The organism is Paraburkholderia sp. RL17-337-BIB-A (genome assembly GCF_046025895.1).
GTDB classification, from domain to species: domain Bacteria; phylum Pseudomonadota; class Gammaproteobacteria; order Burkholderiales; family Burkholderiaceae; genus Paraburkholderia; species Paraburkholderia fungorum_C.
In genome coordinates this window covers 2,637,739-2,653,744 of sequence record NZ_JARESY010000002.1, presented here as the reverse complement: position 1 = coordinate 2,653,744, position 16,006 = coordinate 2,637,739, and the positions used below count along the sequence as shown (strand labels likewise).

Here is a 16,006-nt window from a genome sequence, read left to right as displayed (position 1 = left end):
ATCAGTCTTTGGTTTTTAGCTTTTTGACGTCCACCGGACGGCCTTTCATCGAGCTTCGAAGGTCGGCATAAAGATGTTCGAAGAGACCCGCAATGCCGCGCGCACCGACCGTCAGCACGTGCGACAGACCGCGCAACGGCGTGTCCTGCTGACGTCCTTCGGCCCAGCCGGTCCACGCGTCGGCGCGGGCGAAGGTGGTCTTGACGAACTCGTATTCCTGTTCGCGCGTCAGCGCCGAGAAGCGCAGGCCCACGCGGCCCGGCTCCGTGAAGCCGACGGTGGCGGGGAAGGCAAACTCCTCGTCGCCGCGAAACAGCGAGACGGTCACGCGCTCGTGCATGGGCACTTCGATTTTGGCCGGCAGCGCCACGCCGACGCCGCCTTCCGAGTAGTCGATGGTTTCGCAAGCGAGCGTGCGGCCGGTCGAGAACTTCAGCATCACGGGCATCTGCATCGCCACGCGGTGCACCGCGCGAATCTGCCGGCGCTCGCTTGCCGCGGCCACGCTCGCACCGAGAATCAGCATGTTGTAGGTGGTCCAGCCGAGGTTCAGGATGGTCGTGTTCACCACGCTGCGGATGTGCCAGTTCAGATAGATATGCACGATCCCCACGACGAAGCCGATCAGGTTCAGCAACAGCAGGAACAGATACGGCCGCGAGATCGCCCAGTCGAAGTAGTTCTTCTCGATCTGGCCGCCCTTGGCCGTCACGTTGAACTTGCCGAGTTTCGGGTTGATCAGCGCGAGCAAGGTAGGCGCGGTGATGTACGACGCCAGCACCGATTCATACACCTCGGCCCAGAACGAATGGCGAAACGAGCGCTGCATCCGCGAATTGGTGATGCTCGCATGCATCATGTGCGGCAGCGCGTAGATCGCGATCGTGCTGGCGGCGGCTTCGATCACGTGCGCGCCGAAGAACAGATACGACAGCGGCGCGGTGAGGAACACCAGACGCGGGATGCCGTAGAAGAAGTGCATCATCGCGTTCAGATAACAGAGCCGCTGGCCGATCTTGAGGCCCTTGCCGGTGAGCGGATTGTCGATCCGGAAAATCTGCGTCATGCCGCGCGCCCAGCGAATCCGCTGGCCGATGTGGCTGGAGAGACTCTCGGTGGCGAGACCCGCCGCCTGCGGAATGGCCAGATACGCCGTGGTGTAGCCGAGGCGGTGCAGCTTCAACGCGGTGTGCGCGTCCTCGGTCACCGTTTCCACCGCGATGCCGCCGATCTCTTCGACCATGGTCCGGCGCAACAGCGCGCACGAGCCGCAGAAAAACGTGGCGTTCCACAGGTCGTTGCCGTCCTGCACGAGGCCGTAGAACAGTTCGCCTTCATTCGGCACCTTGCGGAAGGTGCCGAGATTGCGTTCGAACGGATCGGCGGAGAAGAAGTGGTGCGGCGTTTGCAGCATCGACAGCAGCTTGTCGCGCAGGAACCAGCCGAGGCCGATCTGCAGGAACGAGCGGGTCGGAATGTGATCGCAGTCGAAGATCGCGAGGTACTCGCCGTGCGTGATCTTCAAGGCTTCATTGATGTTGCCGGCCTTCGCATGGCGGTTGTGCGTGCGGATCGTCCAGTTGACGCCGACTTCCTCGCAGAACGCCTTGAACTCGGGGCGGCGGCCGTCGTCGAGCACGTGGATCGAAATCTTGTCGGCCGGATAGTCGAGCGCGAGCGCGGCGAAGATGGTCGGCTTCACCACCGTGAGCGGCTCGTTGTAGGTCGGGATGAACACGTCGACGGTCGGCCACAGGTCGCGCGAAGCGGGCAGCGGCATCGGCGTGCGCTTGAGCGGCCACGCGGTCTGGAAGTAGCCGAGCAGCAGCACGATAGTCGAATAGACTTCGGCCGCGACCAGCAGCAGGCCCCAGGCGGCGTCGAGTGGATGTTCCCAGTACGTTGTCGAAGTCAGCCGCCAGTACATATAGCGGCCCGACGTGACCACCGAGAGCATGATCATCACCATGGTCGCGTAACGGCCAGGCAGGCGGCGGAACCACAGCGCGGTGATAAAGCAGCAGGTCGCGAACGTCAGTTGCTCGTAGAACGCGAGCGGCACCGTGAACACGAAGTACAGCATCGTCAGCGCGAACAGCGTGACCAGCGCCGTCACGATCCGGCTGTTCCAGAAGCGCGCGTCGACGAAGCGTTCGAGCCTCGACGGCTCGGCGCCTTCGAGGCCCTGCGAAGAAGGCGTGCTCATGCGACGCTCCTCGGCGAGACGGCGATCGCATCGAGCGCCGCCATCAGCCAGTTGCCGCACGCGCGAAAATCGGCGGCCGCCTGACTGAGTGGATCGTAGTGAATCAGCGTGGTGTCGCACGCGAGCGCTTCGCTCACGCCTTCGTCCAGATGGATCACGCCCGGGAACAGCTTGTTGCCGAGCATCTGGCGCAAGACCTTGAGGACGTCCTTGGTCAACTGGCGCGACTGGTCGATCTGGTTGATCACGTAGCCTTCGCCGCCGAACTCGGGGCGCGGCGCCGCATACGTTTCAATCAGGCGTTCCATCAACGGAATGGCCGCGTACGAAGCGGCGTCGGCGAGCACCACGTTCAGCGTGAAGGTGGCCGCGCACAACGCAGTGCGCACGTACGCCGACGAACCCGGCGGGGTGTCGATGACGACGATGTCGGATGCGTCGAGCCGCAGCGTTTGCAGCGCCTGCGCGAGCCACCCCGGGTCCTGGTCGATGTGCGCTTCGAAGCGGCGGCGATCAACTTCGAGCAGCGCGCCATAGGGCAGCACGGTCACACCGTCGATGCCGTCGAACATCACCGATTGCCATGGGTCGCCCGTCAACGTCGCGCGCGACAAACCGTCGATACTGTCGAGCGGCACGCCGAAATGCAGACGCAGCGCGTTCTGCGGATCGAGGTCGAGGGCAATCACGCGACGGCCGCTGGCGGCCAGCACGGAAGCGAGATTGGCGGCGAGGGTGGTTTTACCGACCCCGCCTTTGGCGGACACGACCGAGATGACTTTCATGAGCGACGAGGGCCGTTGACCAGCCACGAGTTGGAGCCGGCGGCCGGGGTGGCGCTAGCAGCACCGGCCGGAGCAGCGGCCGTTTGGGCAGGCGTGCCACGCAGACGGTCGAAGACCGATTGCAGCGGTGCGGATCCGCCTGCGGGCGCGGCGGGTTGCGGCGGCGACGCCAGTTCGGGCTCCGAAGCGAACAGTTTGCCGAGGATCGAAGCGGGTGGCTTCGGCGCCGCGGGCGTAGTGGTGTAGGTGGGGGCGTGAGCCTGAGCATGAGCCGATGACGCTTGCGTCCATGCCGGAGCGGCAGCGGCAGGAACGGGAGCAGGCGCTTGCGCCCATGTCGGCGCGGTGGCGCGTGGCGTGAGGGCGGGGATCTCGGCGCGCGGCGGAGGCGCGTTTGGCGACATGCTGGTCACAGGTTGCGTGACAGGCATGGCCGGCGTACGGGACTGCGCCACCGGCGGAACACTCGCACGCGACATGAGCGGGGGAACCGGTGCAGTGGCGACTTGCGCGGCCGCCGGCGACATCTGTGGCACAACGACGGCGGGCGCAGCCTGGGTTGCCGCCGGGGGCGCCGCGTCGACCCGTGCCGCGGCCGGCGCTGTTTGCATGCTGTGGGCGGCTTGCGCCTCGGCATCAGCGTTCGCTTCGAGCGCGCCGAAACGCGAAGCGCCGCTCGGCGCGGCAGGCTGAGCGGCGGCGGCGGCAATGACCGGCGGAATGTCCCGCCGATGCGAGCGGGTGAACAGCGGCGCCCTCGCGCGTGTGACCGAGACCGCGTCTTTAGGCGTCGTGTCCAGACGATCCACGGCTGCCGCCTGCGCGTTGCCAGCCAATGGCTCGCGGGGCGGCTCACGACGCTGTCCGATCGCGGGAATCGTCGGCTGTGTCAGGTCCAGCGTCACCAGCAGCGGCCAACGGGTGCGCGCCGCACGCGCTTCGTTTTCGCGGCCGATTTCCTGGTACGCGTTGGCGTCGCCGCCAAAATGATCGAATAGTTTCTCGATGTCGCTCGATGAACTCATAGTGCCGCCGTCTTGTTCATGACTTGTGTTGCCCCCCATCCCTTTGCTTACTCGCGCCGCTGTCATGCTGGTATTGCCACTTCACGCGCACCGGTCTGGCGCGTTCCTCGACTGCCCGTTGCCTGGCGACTCTCTACCGGACGCGAGCCGGTCTTGCCGGCGCATGCTTGATGGTTCATCTTTCGAACCGCTTTCCCGGTCCGCTTACCGGCTTCGCAAACCGCTTCGCAAACCGGTCCGCTCAAACGGAATGCCGCCCTAGCCGGAACTCGATAGCGGTGTCCGTGCCGTACTCGCTCGTTTGCACCACCGACAAGCCCTGGGCGCCCAAGGCGCTCAACCAGGTCTGATAGACACCTTCGAGAAACGCCGGCGTCCATGCGAGCGCCGTGTGGCCGAATGCCTGCAGCGGCGCACAGTAATGAACGATGCGCAAAGACTCGGCTTCGTCGGACAACTCGACGACGCCCCAATCCATGTCATGCCAGTACAGGTTTAATGCCTGAGCGAGCTCGGCCGTTGACCCGCATGCGGGCAATTGATGCGCCGCCGCGAAGCGGCAGCCGACGCGATACATCAGTTGGCGCAGTTCGTCACGACCGATCTGCGCTTCGAACTCTGTCGCGAGCGCAGTCAGCATGCCGCGCCACTGTGGCGAGATTTGGCGCTCCAGCAGGTAATCGAGGATTGGGACCATGTTTTCCGGGAAATGGCCCTTGCCTGGGCCGTGTATAAAAACGGATGCCGACGGTTGAATACAAATGAACGCGTTACGGGAAGGCCGCGCCTTGCACGCGCCCTAGGGTATTTTTACCGAACTGTCTAGTCTTTCCGCCACACTTCGGAGGAGTCTACTTAAGACAGTAACTTTAAGCCAACTTTACATTCGTCTGGTTTATACGTGCAGACATTTACGTTGGATCCAGATCAACAGCGTAATTTTTCCTGCGCGAATTGCCCTAGCCCTTCCCAACTGTGCCTGGCCGGTGCGAAAGTGTTCGTGTTCGTTTTAGCGGTCGTCCTCATGGTCCTATCGGCGCCGGTTTTATCGTTGCTTTAGTGTTTTATTTCGTGGCAAATGCAACGCTTTGAGTTTGCGCGAATGCAATAGACATTTGCCTTTGCCGGTAATTCTTGCAGAATCGTTGCGACCTCAACTTTCGTCAGGGCCGGTAAGCTTACGAACTTGCGCAGCCGGCTGTTCATGCAATGGCACGAACAGCGCAGGCAACCGGAACACGGCCCGCCATGGGGATGCCGTTCGACTCAAATAACAATGATCAATCCACTGACTATTCTGGTTGTCACGGTTTTATCCAGTGCCATGAGCATGGCCGTGCTCGGCTCGTTATGGCGCGCGGTAATCCCCGGCGTCGGCTACTGGATCTCGGCCAGTGCGGTCGCCATCGTGGCGCTGCTTGCCTTTGTCTCGCAAGGCCATGCATCGCCCTGGCTGGGTATCGTGGCGGCCAATGAACTGCTGGCCGTCTCACTGCTGCTGGTGGTCGAAGGCTGCGCCCGGTTTCTGGGCCGCCGCACGCGGCCTTGGGCGGCCTACGCCGGCGCGCTTGCGGTACTGTTCTGCATCATTTACTGGACCTTTACGGTGCCGGACTTCAACGCACGCGTGACCGTAGTGTCGGCATATCACGCGCTCCTCTATGCGATGCTTGCCGTGATGATGGTGCGGCACCGCCCCGCAAACCGGCCGCGCTACAGCTATTACTTTCTCGCAGTCGCGGCTTTGCTGTTAGGCGTCGGGCATGCTTCGCGCGGCATCTTTTACGGCTTTGGCCTGGTGTTGCAGTCCAACTTGCTGCAGGTGTCGCCGAGCAACGTCGCTTTTCTCGCGCTCGGCATTCTCGCGACGCCGTCCCTTTCGATCGGTGTAGTGATGCTGGCGCATGATCGCCTCGCCGAGCGACTCGAGCGGCTCGCCAATGTCGACGAATTGACGGGCGCGCTGTCGCGCCGGGCGTTTCTGGCGGCCGGCGACGCGCTGCTGAACGCGGCGCGGCGCACTCGCTCGCCGATGACGATGGCGATCATCGACATCGATTCGTTCAAAGCCGTCAACGACCGCTACGGCCATGCCGCCGGCGACCAGGTGCTGAGCCATTTTGCGGCGTTCGTCGCCGGCAACCTGCGGGTCGGCGACGTGTTCGGGCGGCTGGGCGGTGAGGAGTTCGGCGTGCTATGCCCAGCAACCACCGCCGCCGAAGCGGTGAGTTTGCTGGACCGTCTGCGGGTTCAGCTCGCGTCGGCCGCGCCGGTCGAGTTGCCGCGCGGGCTGAAATACACCTTCAGCGTTGGGGTGGACCAGCATCGGCGCGACGAATTGCTTGCCCAGTTGATGGCGCGTGCTGACGGCGCGTTATATGCCGCCAAGGCCTCGGGACGCGATCGCGTGATGACCGCGTAGCCCTGACGGAGCGGGGTGCGATTCTATTTGCGGGCCGGGCATAAATATTTGTCAGACAGTTGCCGTTATACATGGGCAAAGTGACAGGAGCCAGCCCGATAGCTATCAATATGCTTTCCACTTTAACGAAGCAACTGTCCGATTCCGGGCTGCGTAATCGTTTTCATCGACGATCGCTGGAACATCAGCGCCCGCTTTCGATGGTGACGATGGGGGTTACCGTTGTCGCGTTCCTCTGTTTCGTGGGGGCGCGCAACATGGTCGGCGGCCCCGCGATACCGCTCGCCTACCGGCTCGCCTGCGCGCTGGTGCTCGCCCTGCTGGTGATGGCGATTCCCCGTGCCGGCTCGACCTGGACGTTCGGCGCAATCGGTGTCGCGTACTCGCTGGTGCTGGTGGCCGGTATCGCGCTGAATGTCTCCGGCGTTGAACAACCGTTGCTGTGGGTGCTGCCGGCCATGTTGGTGATCCCGATCTGCGCAGCGCCGCTGTGGCTCACGCCGATGCATTTCTGCGCCGGCAGCGCGCTCTTCTATGCGGCCGCGTTTGCGTTGCTGTCTGGCGAGCCGCGCACGCATGACGTCGACGTGGTCGTGTGGATGTGGATCGTGGCGATCGGCGTACCGATGTCCGCTGTGTTCCACTTCGGCTTCTACCGGTTCCGGCGCAACCACTTTCTGCTCGAGAGCCAACTGGCGCAACTCGCCGCGACCGATCCGCTGACCGGCCTGCAAAACCGCCGCGCGTTCGTGAAGCAGGCCGGGCGCCGCCTTGAAAACATCACGCCGGATGCGCGGGTCAGCGCGATTTTTCTCGACATCGACAATTTCAAATCGCTGAACGACCGCTTCGGCCACGCAGTCGGCGACCACGCGCTTTACCAGGTCGCCCAGGTGCTGATGGAGGAGACTTCCGCGGACGACAGCGTGAGCCGGATCGGCGGCGAGGAGTTTGCCGTGCTGCTGCTCGACGGGCTGGCCGGCGCACTGGCGCTGGCCGAGCGCCTGCGCGGCGCGATTGCCGCGATCGAGCGACCTGACGGCTGTCTGACCGCGAGCTTCGGCGTGGCCGAGCATCGGAGCGGCGAAAGCATCATGGTGCTGCTCGATCGCGCCGATGAAGCGTTGCTGCGCGCCAAGCATTCGGGCAGAAACCGCGTGTGCGCCGAGCGTGTGCTACCGTTCGAGCCGCTGCAGGTGCTTTCTGGCGATGTGCCGGCGGAGGGCGGGGCGGCGCCGCCGCGGCATCGATGGGATGACTATTACCTGACCTCGCATTTTCAGCCGCTCTACAGCTTGTCGCATCAGAAGCAGGTGGGTTTCGAGGCGCTGCTGCGCGGCGAGCAGGACGACGGCACGCTGGTGCCGCCCGTGGTGCTGTTCGCGCCGAAGCCGTCCAACGACGAGGGCGCGCTCGATCGCGCGAGCCACGCTGTGCATCTGGACAATGCGCGCAAGGTGCTGCCAGGCGACGCGTGGCTGTTCCTCAACATTTTGCCCGCCACCTTTATCGCTGAAGGCTATGCCGACCAGCTCGCGACGATCGTGCGGGCGGTGGGGCTCGAACCTGAGCGGGTGATTCTCGAGATTCTCGAATCGCATGGCGGCAGCGTCGATGACATGTCGCGGGCGGCGGCTTTGTATCGCGAACACGGTTTCCTGATCGCCGTCGACGATTTCGGCGCGGGTCAGTCGAACCTCGACCGGCTGTTGCGGATCCGGCCGGATCTCGTGAAGCTCGACGGCGAATTGATTCGCGCGACGGGTCACGGCACTGAGCAGCCGATCTTGCCGAAGCTCGTTTCGCTGTTGCATCAGGCGGGGATGCTCGTGGTTGTCGAGGGCGTGGAGACCACTGAGGAATTGATTCTTGCTGTGGAGTCGAATGTGGATTTTGCGCAGGGCTATCTGCTCGGTCGGCCGGCTGCGGAGATTGCGCCGCCGGAGTCGGTGCATCGGCGGATCGATGATGCTTTTGATGTGATTGCCCAGGGGAGGGCGCATCAGCATGCTTTGTTCGAGTCGGAGGTCGAGCCGTATCGGGTGGCTTTGAGCCGTGCGGCTGATGATTTGCTGGCTGGGGTTTTGATGGACCAGGCGTTTGCTTCCCTGGCTACGTTTGATCGCTGTATCAGTTGTTTTATTCTGGATGATTCTGGACGGCAGGTTGGGCATGAGGTGCTGGGGCCGGCGTGGAGGAGCGAAGCGGCTTCGCTGCATCCGGTGGCGAATCCTCGCGATGCGAGGTGGGATCATCGGCCTTATTTCCGGAATGCTGTTTTGTTGCCCGGGGTTGCTGTGTCGAGTAATCCTTATCTTTCTTTGGCGAGTGGGCGGCCTTGTATTGCTGTTACTTTGGCTGTGCAGTTTGTTAGTGAGCGGTTGGTTGTGGGGGTGGAGTTGGATTGGTCGGCGGTGGGGTTGCCTTGGCCGGCGGGGGAATAAGGGGTGGGTTTTTGCCTGCGGGGCGGTTTTTTTGGTCGCGTGCGGTGTTGGGCTTTTCTTGATCTGTTTGCCTGCGCGGCGCTTGTTTGGGTGTTGCCTTGTGGTGTTGGCCTTTCCTTGAATTGTTATCGGTCTATTAGCGTCGCCCCTGTGCGGGGCAGGCACCTACTTTTCTTTGCCTGCCGCAAAGAAAAGTAGGCAAAAGAAAGCGGCTCAAACCGCCAGCTCATAAGCGGGTCCCCCGCACAGCCGCGGTAGTGGTACATCTGGAATCTGGGTTCTCGCACATTTCGCGCGAGTGACAAAGCCATCATGCTTCCGGCGGCGCTGCGCGCGCCGAAGAGCCGCTCTTGAAACCACTGCGGTGCTATCTCATTCGCACTTCATTCGGCGGCGCAGCGCGCGTTGAAGAGCCGCTCTTGAAACCACTGCGGTGTTATCTCATTCGCATTTCATCGGGGCGTCGCCGAGGCGAAGCCGATGGCCTCCGCCGCCTTCAAACGAAGCAGCTGGTGTCTCGCGCAGACTCATCCGCGATGCCCGCAGTGCGGAGTGGGAGTTCATGAGCGCGTCGCCAAGGCGAAGCCAGTGGCCCCCGGCGTGCACGAACGAAGTCCCTGGTTCTCGATGGACCCTTCCGGCGAGCACGCAGTGCGAGACGGGAAGTATGAGCGCTTTGTCACTCACGTGGAGTGTGCGAGAACCCAGATTCCAGATGCACCACTACCGTAACTGTGCGGGGGACCCGCTTAAAAGTTAGCGGTTTGAGCCGCTTTCTTTTGCCTACTTTTCTTTGCGGCAGGCAAAGAAAAGTAGGTGCCCGCCCCGCACAGGGGCGACGCTAATAGACCAATATCAATTCAAGGAAAGGCCCACACCCTAGCCACACAGACAATAAGCGCCGCACGGACAAACAGATCAAGAAAAGCCCAACGCCATAGGCAACCAGACAATAAGCGCCGCGCAGGCCAAAACCCACCCCCTCAATACCCGCCCTTAACAGTCATCGCCGCCCCGGCATTCCTCTTGTACGAAGAGGCCAGATCCGCCGCGGCACGACTCAACAACCCTGTGTCCGTGCCCACCGCCACAAACGTTGCGCCCGCCGCCAGATACTCAGCCGCTATTCCCGAATCCGGCGCCAGCACGCCCGCCGCTTTGCCCGCATTCCGTACTGTCTCGATGCCTTTGCATATGGCTTCACGTACGCTTGCATCGCCAGGCTTGCCCAACAACCCCATCGACGCACTCAGGTCCGACGGACCAAAGAACACACCATCAACGCCTTCCACAACCGCAATCGCCGACAGATTCTCCATCCCCTGCACCGTCTCAACCTGCACCAGCACACACAACTCATCAGCGGCAGTGTTCAGGTAGTCCGGTATCCGGTTCCACCGCGATGCCCGTGCCAACGCACTCCCCACGCCGCGAATGCCCTGCGGTGGATAACGCGTCGCCGCGACGGCTTCCGCAGCCTGTTCCGCGGTGTCGATCATCGGTAACAACAGCGTCTGCGCGCCGATATCAAGTAATTGCTTGATCAACGCGCTATCGCTGCGCACCGGACGCACCACCGGATGCGATGCATACGCGGCCACCGCCTGCAATTGCGCCAGCGTGCTGCGTACATCGTTCGGGGCGTGCTCGTTGTCGATCAACAGCCAGTCGAAACCGGCTGTGGCCAGCAACTCGGTGACGTACGCATCGGCAAGCGCCGCCCATAAGCCGAATTGCGGCTTGTCTTCAGCCAACGCGCGCTTGAATGTGTTTTGGGGTAGAGACATGTCGGAACACTCAAATGAAATTCAAACCAATGCCGCCAAGCGGACCATAGTCGACGTGGAACGTGTCGCCCGCTCGCGCCGGAATCGGGCTCGTGAACGAGCCGCTCAGAATCACGTCGCTCGCATTCAGTACTTCGTCATACGGGGCAATCTTGTTCGCGAGCCATGCCACGCCAGTCGCCGGATGATTCAGCACCGCCGCGGCAAGTCCGCTTTCTTCCACGGCGCCGTTCTTGTAAAGCAATGCGCCAACCCAGCGAAGGTCGACGTCCAGCGGCCGGACCGGCCGGCCGCCCAGCACGATGCCCGCATTGGCCGCAAAGTCCGAGATCGTGTCGTAGACCTTGCGCGGCGCCTTCGTGTCGCGGTCGAATTGTTCGATGCGCGCGTCGATGATCTCCACGGCTGGGGTCACATAGGCGGTGGCGTCCAGAACGTCGAATAGCGTGATGCCAGGGCCCTTCAAGGGCTTGCTCAACACGAAGGCCAGCTCGACTTCCACGCGCGGCGCGATGAAACGGTCGGCACGAATATCCTGGCCGCTTTCGATGAACATGCTGTCGAGCAACGGCGCGTAGTCGGGTTCGTCGATCTGCGAGGAACGCTGCATGGCACGTGACGTCAGGCCGATCTTGCGGCCCTTGATCACATGGCCCTCGGCCAGTTTGAGTTTCACCCACTCGCGCTGAATCGCGTAACCGTCCTGTACGGTCATCTCAGGATACTTGGCGGAGAAATGGCGCAATTGCGTACGCGTTTTCTCGGCGTGGTCGAGTTGCGCCGCGAGATCGCGGATAGTCTGTTCGTCTAGCATGATGGATTCTCTATAAGCCGCTGCCAGGCCGGGATACCAGGCCTCGGCATCAGATCTGGGATCAGGCTTTCAGCCGCGCGTGCAAATTGTTGTGCTTCCACGTGCCGGCTTCACTGAATTCGTTGATTTCCAGCGATAACGCCAGGCCGTGCTTTTCAAACTCAGCAGCGAAGTGCTGTTTGATCAGTTCGAACAATGCGTCACCAGTCGCCTTTTTAGCGGCTTCCGAGCGGCCTGCGCCGATCTTCAGATTCGCATGCAGAAATGCGGCGTCGGCTCTGCCGTCGGCGATGCAGTACTGCTCACAACGCAAGGCGCGCACACGGATGCCGCCAAGCGGATAGAGGCGCTGTTCATTCTCACGCTGTGCGTCGAGACAATGAGCGAGCGAATTGCAAAGGCGCCCAATGCTTTCTTCGCCAGCGAGGTTGGCGCTATATTCGAGTGTCAAATGCGGCACGGTACGCTCCTTTCTCAGGACTTAAGCGGGCAGGGGAGTCACAGGGAAGACCGCATTGATCTGGCCGGTGCCCGAACTGCCGAAATACGGCGTGACGACTTCCACCTTGCCGTCGTAGCGATCCCAACCGAGCGCACCAAGCAGCATTGCGGTGTCGTGCATGCCACCTTCGCCCCAGCACTTCTCGTTATAAAGCGGCAGCATCTCGCAGAAGGTCTTCCAGTCGCCGGCTTCCCACAACTCGACCACCTTGCGGTCCATCTGTTCGAGAAACGGACTCCACACCTTGTGCATGAACTGCTCGGCGGTGCCGTTATCGGCGAAGTGGTGGCTCAACGAACCGCTCGCGAGAATCGCCACGGTGCCGTCGTAACGTTCCTCGATCGCCTTGCGTACCGCGAGGCCGAAACGCGCGCTGGTTTCGAGGTCGTGCCACATGCACCAGCCCGCTACCGACACGGTCTTGAAGTGCTGATCGCTATTCATATAGCGCATCGGCACGAGCGTGCCGTACTCGAGCTCGAGCGTGGTTTCGCTATGCGCGCGGCTTTTTACGCCCATTTCGTTGGCGACTTCCGCGATCAGATCGCCGAGGCCGACATTGCCGGGATACGCGTACGGCATGTTCTTGATGAAATGCGGCAGCTCGTTGCTCGTGTAGACACCTTCGAACTTCGGCGCGCAATTGATGTGGTATTCGCTGTTCACCAGCCAATGCACGTCGAATACGACGATCGTGTCCACGCCCAATTCGCGGCAGCGCCGGCCGATTTCATGGTGGCCGTCGATGGCCGGCTGACGGCAACCCTTATGCGGACCGTCGAGTTCGGACAAATATAACGACGGGACGTGAGTGACTTTTGCTGCCAATGCGAGCTTGCCCATCGCGGTCTCCTATTCTGTGTGGCGCGAGGCCTGAGTTTGCCCATCCGCACTCGCGCCCGGCGCTATATGCGAAAGCGCCTCAAACGCCCCAGCGCGGGATGTGATGTGAGCCGAGCGATACGCACACGTTCTTCGGTTCGAGGAACACTTCATAGCTCCAGGTGCCCCCTTCGCGGCCCACACCCGATGCTTTCGTGCCGCCGAACGGCTGGCGCAGATCGCGCACGTTCTGGCTATTGACGAAGCACATGCCCGCTTCGACGGCCGCCGCGACACGCAGCGCGCGGCCGCTGCTCTCGGTCCAGATGTAGCTCGACAAGCCGTAGGAGATATCGTTGGCGAGTTTGATCGCGTCGGCTTCGTCGTCGAACGGAATCAGGCAGGCGACCGGGCCGAAGATCTCTTCCTGCGCGATCCGCATGCGATTGTCGACGTCGACGAACACCGTTGGCGTAACGAAATTGCCTTTGCGCATGGCTGCTGGCAGGTCAGGCGTATCGAGTCCGCCGCATGCGAGCGTGGCGCCTTCTTTCGGACCCAGTTCGATATAGCTGCGCACCTTGGCGAGGTGTCCCTGGCTGATCATCGGGCCGACGATCGTGCTGTCGGCCAGCGGATCGCCCACCGTCAAACGTCTTGCGCGCTCGATGAAACGCTCGGCAAAGCGCGCGTAAATCGAGCGTTGCACGAGAATGCGCGAACCCGCCGTGCAGCGTTCGCCGTTGTTCGAGAAGATCATGAACACGGCGGCATCGAGGGCGCGTTCGAAATCGGCGTCGTCGAAAATCACGAACGGCGACTTGCCGCCCAGTTCCATTGAAAACTTCTTCAGGCCGGCGGTTTGCACGATGCGGTTGCCGGTTGCCGTCGAGCCGGTGAACGACACGGCATGCACATCCGGGTGCGCTACCAGCGGCTCGCCGGTGTCTTTGCCGAAGCCGTGCACCACGTTCAGCACGCCGGCGGGAATACCGGCTTCGAGCGCGAGATTGCCGAGCATCGACGCCGTGAGCGGCGACAGTTCGCTCATCTTCAACACGGCGGTATTGCCGAACGCGAGGCACGGTGCGACTTTCCACGTCGCTGTCATGAACGGTACGTTCCATGGCGAGATCAGCGCGCACACGCCGACCGGATGGAACAGCGTGTAGTTCAGATGCGTGTCGGTAGGATAGGTATGGCCGTCGACACGCGTGCACATTTCCGCGAAATAGCTGAAATTGTCGGCGGCGCGCGGCACGAGTTGCTTGCGCGTCTGCGAGATCGTCTGGCCGGTGTCCTTCGTCTCGGTCTCCGAGATTTCCGGCACATTCTTCGCGATCAACTCGCCTAGCTTGCGAATGATTTTTGCGCGTTCCGCGGCGGGTTTGCCGGCCCATGCCGGAAACGCATCTTTGGCCGCGCGCACGGCGGCGTCGACTTCTTCCGCCCCGCCGCGGGCGACTTCAGCGAGCACCTCTTGTGTCGCCGGATTGACGGTCTCGAAGTAGTCTTTCGCGGCGGCCGATTTGCCGTTGATCAGATGTTCGATTCGCATTGTCTTGTCCTTACTCTTTTCGCTGTCGATCGGAGTGGGCGGCTACTCTAGTCCCATACCGCCTACCCCCGATCCTATGCAAAGCAGTCGATCAGGCGCGGCCGAAGTCCGCGTCGGATGCGATCGTGTTGACTTGACGGCCCAGGGCGTCGATTTCGCAAGCCACTTCGTCGCCCGCATTGACGTTGACGATGCCTTCCGGCGTTCCGGTCAGGATCACGTCGCCGGGTGCGAGGGTCATGAAGCTGCTGAGATATTCGATCAACGCCGGGATATCGGTGACGAGATCGCGCGTGTTGCCGTGTTGCTGCCGCGTGCCGTTGACGAACGTGCGCAATTCGAGCTGCGTAACGTCTTCGACATCGGCGGCATCGACAAACCAGGGGCCGAGCACCGTGCCGCCGTCGCGATTCTTCACACGCAGGTTGGGGCGGTAATAGTTTTCCAGGTAGTCTCGGATGGCGTAGTCATTGGCGATCATGTAGCCGGCCACGTACTGCATGGCGTTTTCGCGTTTGACGTTCTGCGCGGTTTGCCCAATCACGACGGCCAGCTCGCACTCGTAGTGCATGAAGGTGACGTCGGCGGGGCGGCGCGTGAAGCCGCGGTGACCGATCACCGCGCCCGGGCCTTTGAGAAAGACTAAAGGCTCTTCCTGCTTGTTGAACTGTAGTTCCTTTGCATGCTCGGCGTAGTTCAGGCCGAGCGCGAAGATCGTGCCGACCTCGATTGGTGCGAGCCACACCACTTCGTCCTCACGACGCACGCGGCCGTCGGCGAGACGTACGCCATGGGCGTCCGGATAGGCTTCGTGAATCGCGCCTGCATACGCAACGCGGCCGCGCATCATGGCTGTTCTCCATCGTGTTCTTCTGCATCGACAAACGACACTTCGAGCGGCGGCATTGCGCCAATCGATAGCATGGCCGTGTCGCCGCTATGAGCCACCGGCGAACCATGAGGCACGCCCAGCGTAATGACGTCGCCAGCGCTGAGTGTCATGAAATCGGTGACGTCCGCAATCAATTGAGCCACACCGCGTATCGACGATGCAGTACCGGCAGTAAAAGTAAAGGCTTCGCGTCCTTTAAGCGAAACCTCGATCGTCAGATTGTCTGGCGCCGCAATATGATGCGCTGCAACCACCGCCGGTCCGATCACGCAAAAACCGTCGCGCGCCCGGAATCGCACCGAAGGCCGGTACACGCTCGTGTGCGGCACGCTCAGATCGGCGACCAGCGTGTAGCCGGCGATGTAGTTGAACGCCTCGCCCGCGCTGACGCGTGTTGCAGTGCGGCTGATCACAATACCCAGCGAAGCGCCGACTTCCACGCCCAATGCATTGTCAGGCACGACCACACGTGTGCGATGGCCGGCGAACGTGTTGCGTGGCTTCACATAAAGAATCGGCGCTTTCGGCGGTGCCTTGTACGGCGCGGCATGCACCGCGTCGCCCAATGCTTCCAGCGCGGCCCGGTCGTTCAGCAACGTTCCATAGACGGCGCCCGAAACCGGCGCGCGGCAGGCCACGCCGCGCGCGAGCAGCGCGGCGGCGGTGCGCGCATCCACGTCGCGAGGCAGCGCGTCGCCTTCGGGATGCAGCAGGTGATCGGCAAGTGCAAACATAAATTAGCTGTCTCT

13 protein-coding genes are annotated in these 16,006 nt (G+C 62.2%); 2 read left to right on the top strand and 11 right to left on the bottom strand.

All coding sequences use genetic code 11. From position 1 onward, the window contains the following. Window position 1 precedes the first annotated feature (1 nt). The 4 genes from bcsA to bcsD all read right to left on the bottom strand — a co-directional run bounded on the left by bcsA (window position 2) and on the right by bcsD (window position 4,713). Complete coding sequence (gene bcsA / locus P0D84_RS32600; protein ID WP_408343482.1) at window positions 2–2,206, bottom strand: UDP-forming cellulose synthase catalytic subunit; 2,205 nt, start codon at window positions 2,204–2,206, stop codon at window positions 2–4. Continuing rightward, window positions 2,203–2,991, bottom strand: coding sequence for a cellulose biosynthesis protein BcsQ (gene bcsQ / locus P0D84_RS32595; RefSeq protein ID WP_408343479.1), 789 nt, complete (start codon window positions 2,989–2,991; stop codon window positions 2,203–2,205). Before bcsQ ends, bcsA begins: the two co-directional genes overlap by 4 nt. Then, entirely contained in the window at window positions 2,988–4,016 is a 1,029-nt protein-coding gene (gene bcsP / locus P0D84_RS32590) for a cellulose biosynthesis protein BcsP (RefSeq protein ID WP_408343477.1), read from the bottom strand. Before bcsP ends, bcsQ begins: the two co-directional genes overlap by 4 nt. A gap of 241 nt (window positions 4,017–4,257) precedes the next feature. Next, complete coding sequence (bcsD, locus tag P0D84_RS32585) at window positions 4,258–4,713, bottom strand: cellulose biosynthesis protein BcsD (RefSeq protein ID WP_408343475.1); 456 nt, start codon at window positions 4,711–4,713, stop codon at window positions 4,258–4,260. Window positions 4,714–5,292: 579 nt separating this feature from the next. On the opposite strand from bcsD, the gene P0D84_RS32580 reads away from it, so the two are divergent. Together P0D84_RS32580 and P0D84_RS32575 are read left to right on the top strand one after the other, a co-directional pair. After that, entirely contained in the window at window positions 5,293–6,438 is a 1,146-nt protein-coding gene (locus tag P0D84_RS32580) for a GGDEF domain-containing protein (RefSeq protein ID WP_408343473.1), read from the top strand. 110 nt (window positions 6,439–6,548) lie between these two features. Then, on the top strand, window positions 6,549–8,882 hold the full coding sequence (locus P0D84_RS32575) for an EAL domain-containing protein (protein ID WP_408343471.1): 2,334 nt from the start codon (window positions 6,549–6,551) through the stop codon (window positions 8,880–8,882). Window positions 8,883–9,865: 983 nt separating this feature from the next. Here the strand turns inward: P0D84_RS32575 and hpaI are convergent. The 7 genes from hpaI to P0D84_RS32540 all read right to left on the bottom strand — a co-directional run bounded on the left by hpaI (window position 9,866) and on the right by P0D84_RS32540 (window position 15,991). Next, the gene (hpaI, locus tag P0D84_RS32570) at window positions 9,866–10,669 is read right to left on the bottom strand and encodes a 4-hydroxy-2-oxoheptanedioate aldolase (protein ID WP_408343469.1); all 804 of its coding nucleotides are present in this window, start codon (window positions 10,667–10,669) and stop codon (window positions 9,866–9,868) included. 10 nt (window positions 10,670–10,679) lie between these two features. Beyond that, window positions 10,680–11,483, bottom strand: coding sequence for a 2-oxo-hept-4-ene-1,7-dioate hydratase (gene hpaH, locus P0D84_RS32565; RefSeq protein WP_408343467.1), 804 nt, complete (start codon window positions 11,481–11,483; stop codon window positions 10,680–10,682). A 61-nt stretch (window positions 11,484–11,544) separates the two neighbouring features. Next, window positions 11,545–11,943 (bottom strand): 5-carboxymethyl-2-hydroxymuconate Delta-isomerase, encoded by a 399-nt coding sequence (locus P0D84_RS32560; RefSeq protein ID WP_408343465.1) that lies wholly within the window; start codon window positions 11,941–11,943, stop codon window positions 11,545–11,547. A gap of 21 nt (window positions 11,944–11,964) precedes the next feature. Then, a complete protein-coding gene (hpaD, locus tag P0D84_RS32555) occupies window positions 11,965–12,828 on the bottom strand; it encodes a 3,4-dihydroxyphenylacetate 2,3-dioxygenase (protein WP_408343463.1) in 864 nt (287 codons plus the stop codon). A gap of 79 nt (window positions 12,829–12,907) precedes the next feature. After that, on the bottom strand, window positions 12,908–14,365 hold the full coding sequence (gene hpaE / locus P0D84_RS32550; RefSeq protein ID WP_408343461.1) for a 5-carboxymethyl-2-hydroxymuconate semialdehyde dehydrogenase: 1,458 nt from the start codon (window positions 14,363–14,365) through the stop codon (window positions 12,908–12,910). Window positions 14,366–14,456: 91 nt separating this feature from the next. After that, window positions 14,457–15,215: a fumarylacetoacetate hydrolase family protein gene (locus P0D84_RS32545; protein ID WP_408343459.1), complete on the bottom strand. Its 759-nt coding sequence runs from the start codon at window positions 15,213–15,215 to the stop codon at window positions 14,457–14,459. Next, the gene (locus P0D84_RS32540; protein ID WP_408343456.1) at window positions 15,212–15,991 is read right to left on the bottom strand and encodes a fumarylacetoacetate hydrolase family protein; all 780 of its coding nucleotides are present in this window, start codon (window positions 15,989–15,991) and stop codon (window positions 15,212–15,214) included. The genes P0D84_RS32545 and P0D84_RS32540 overlap by 4 nt, the downstream gene beginning before the upstream one ends. Between the last annotated feature and the right edge of the window lie 15 nt (window positions 15,992–16,006).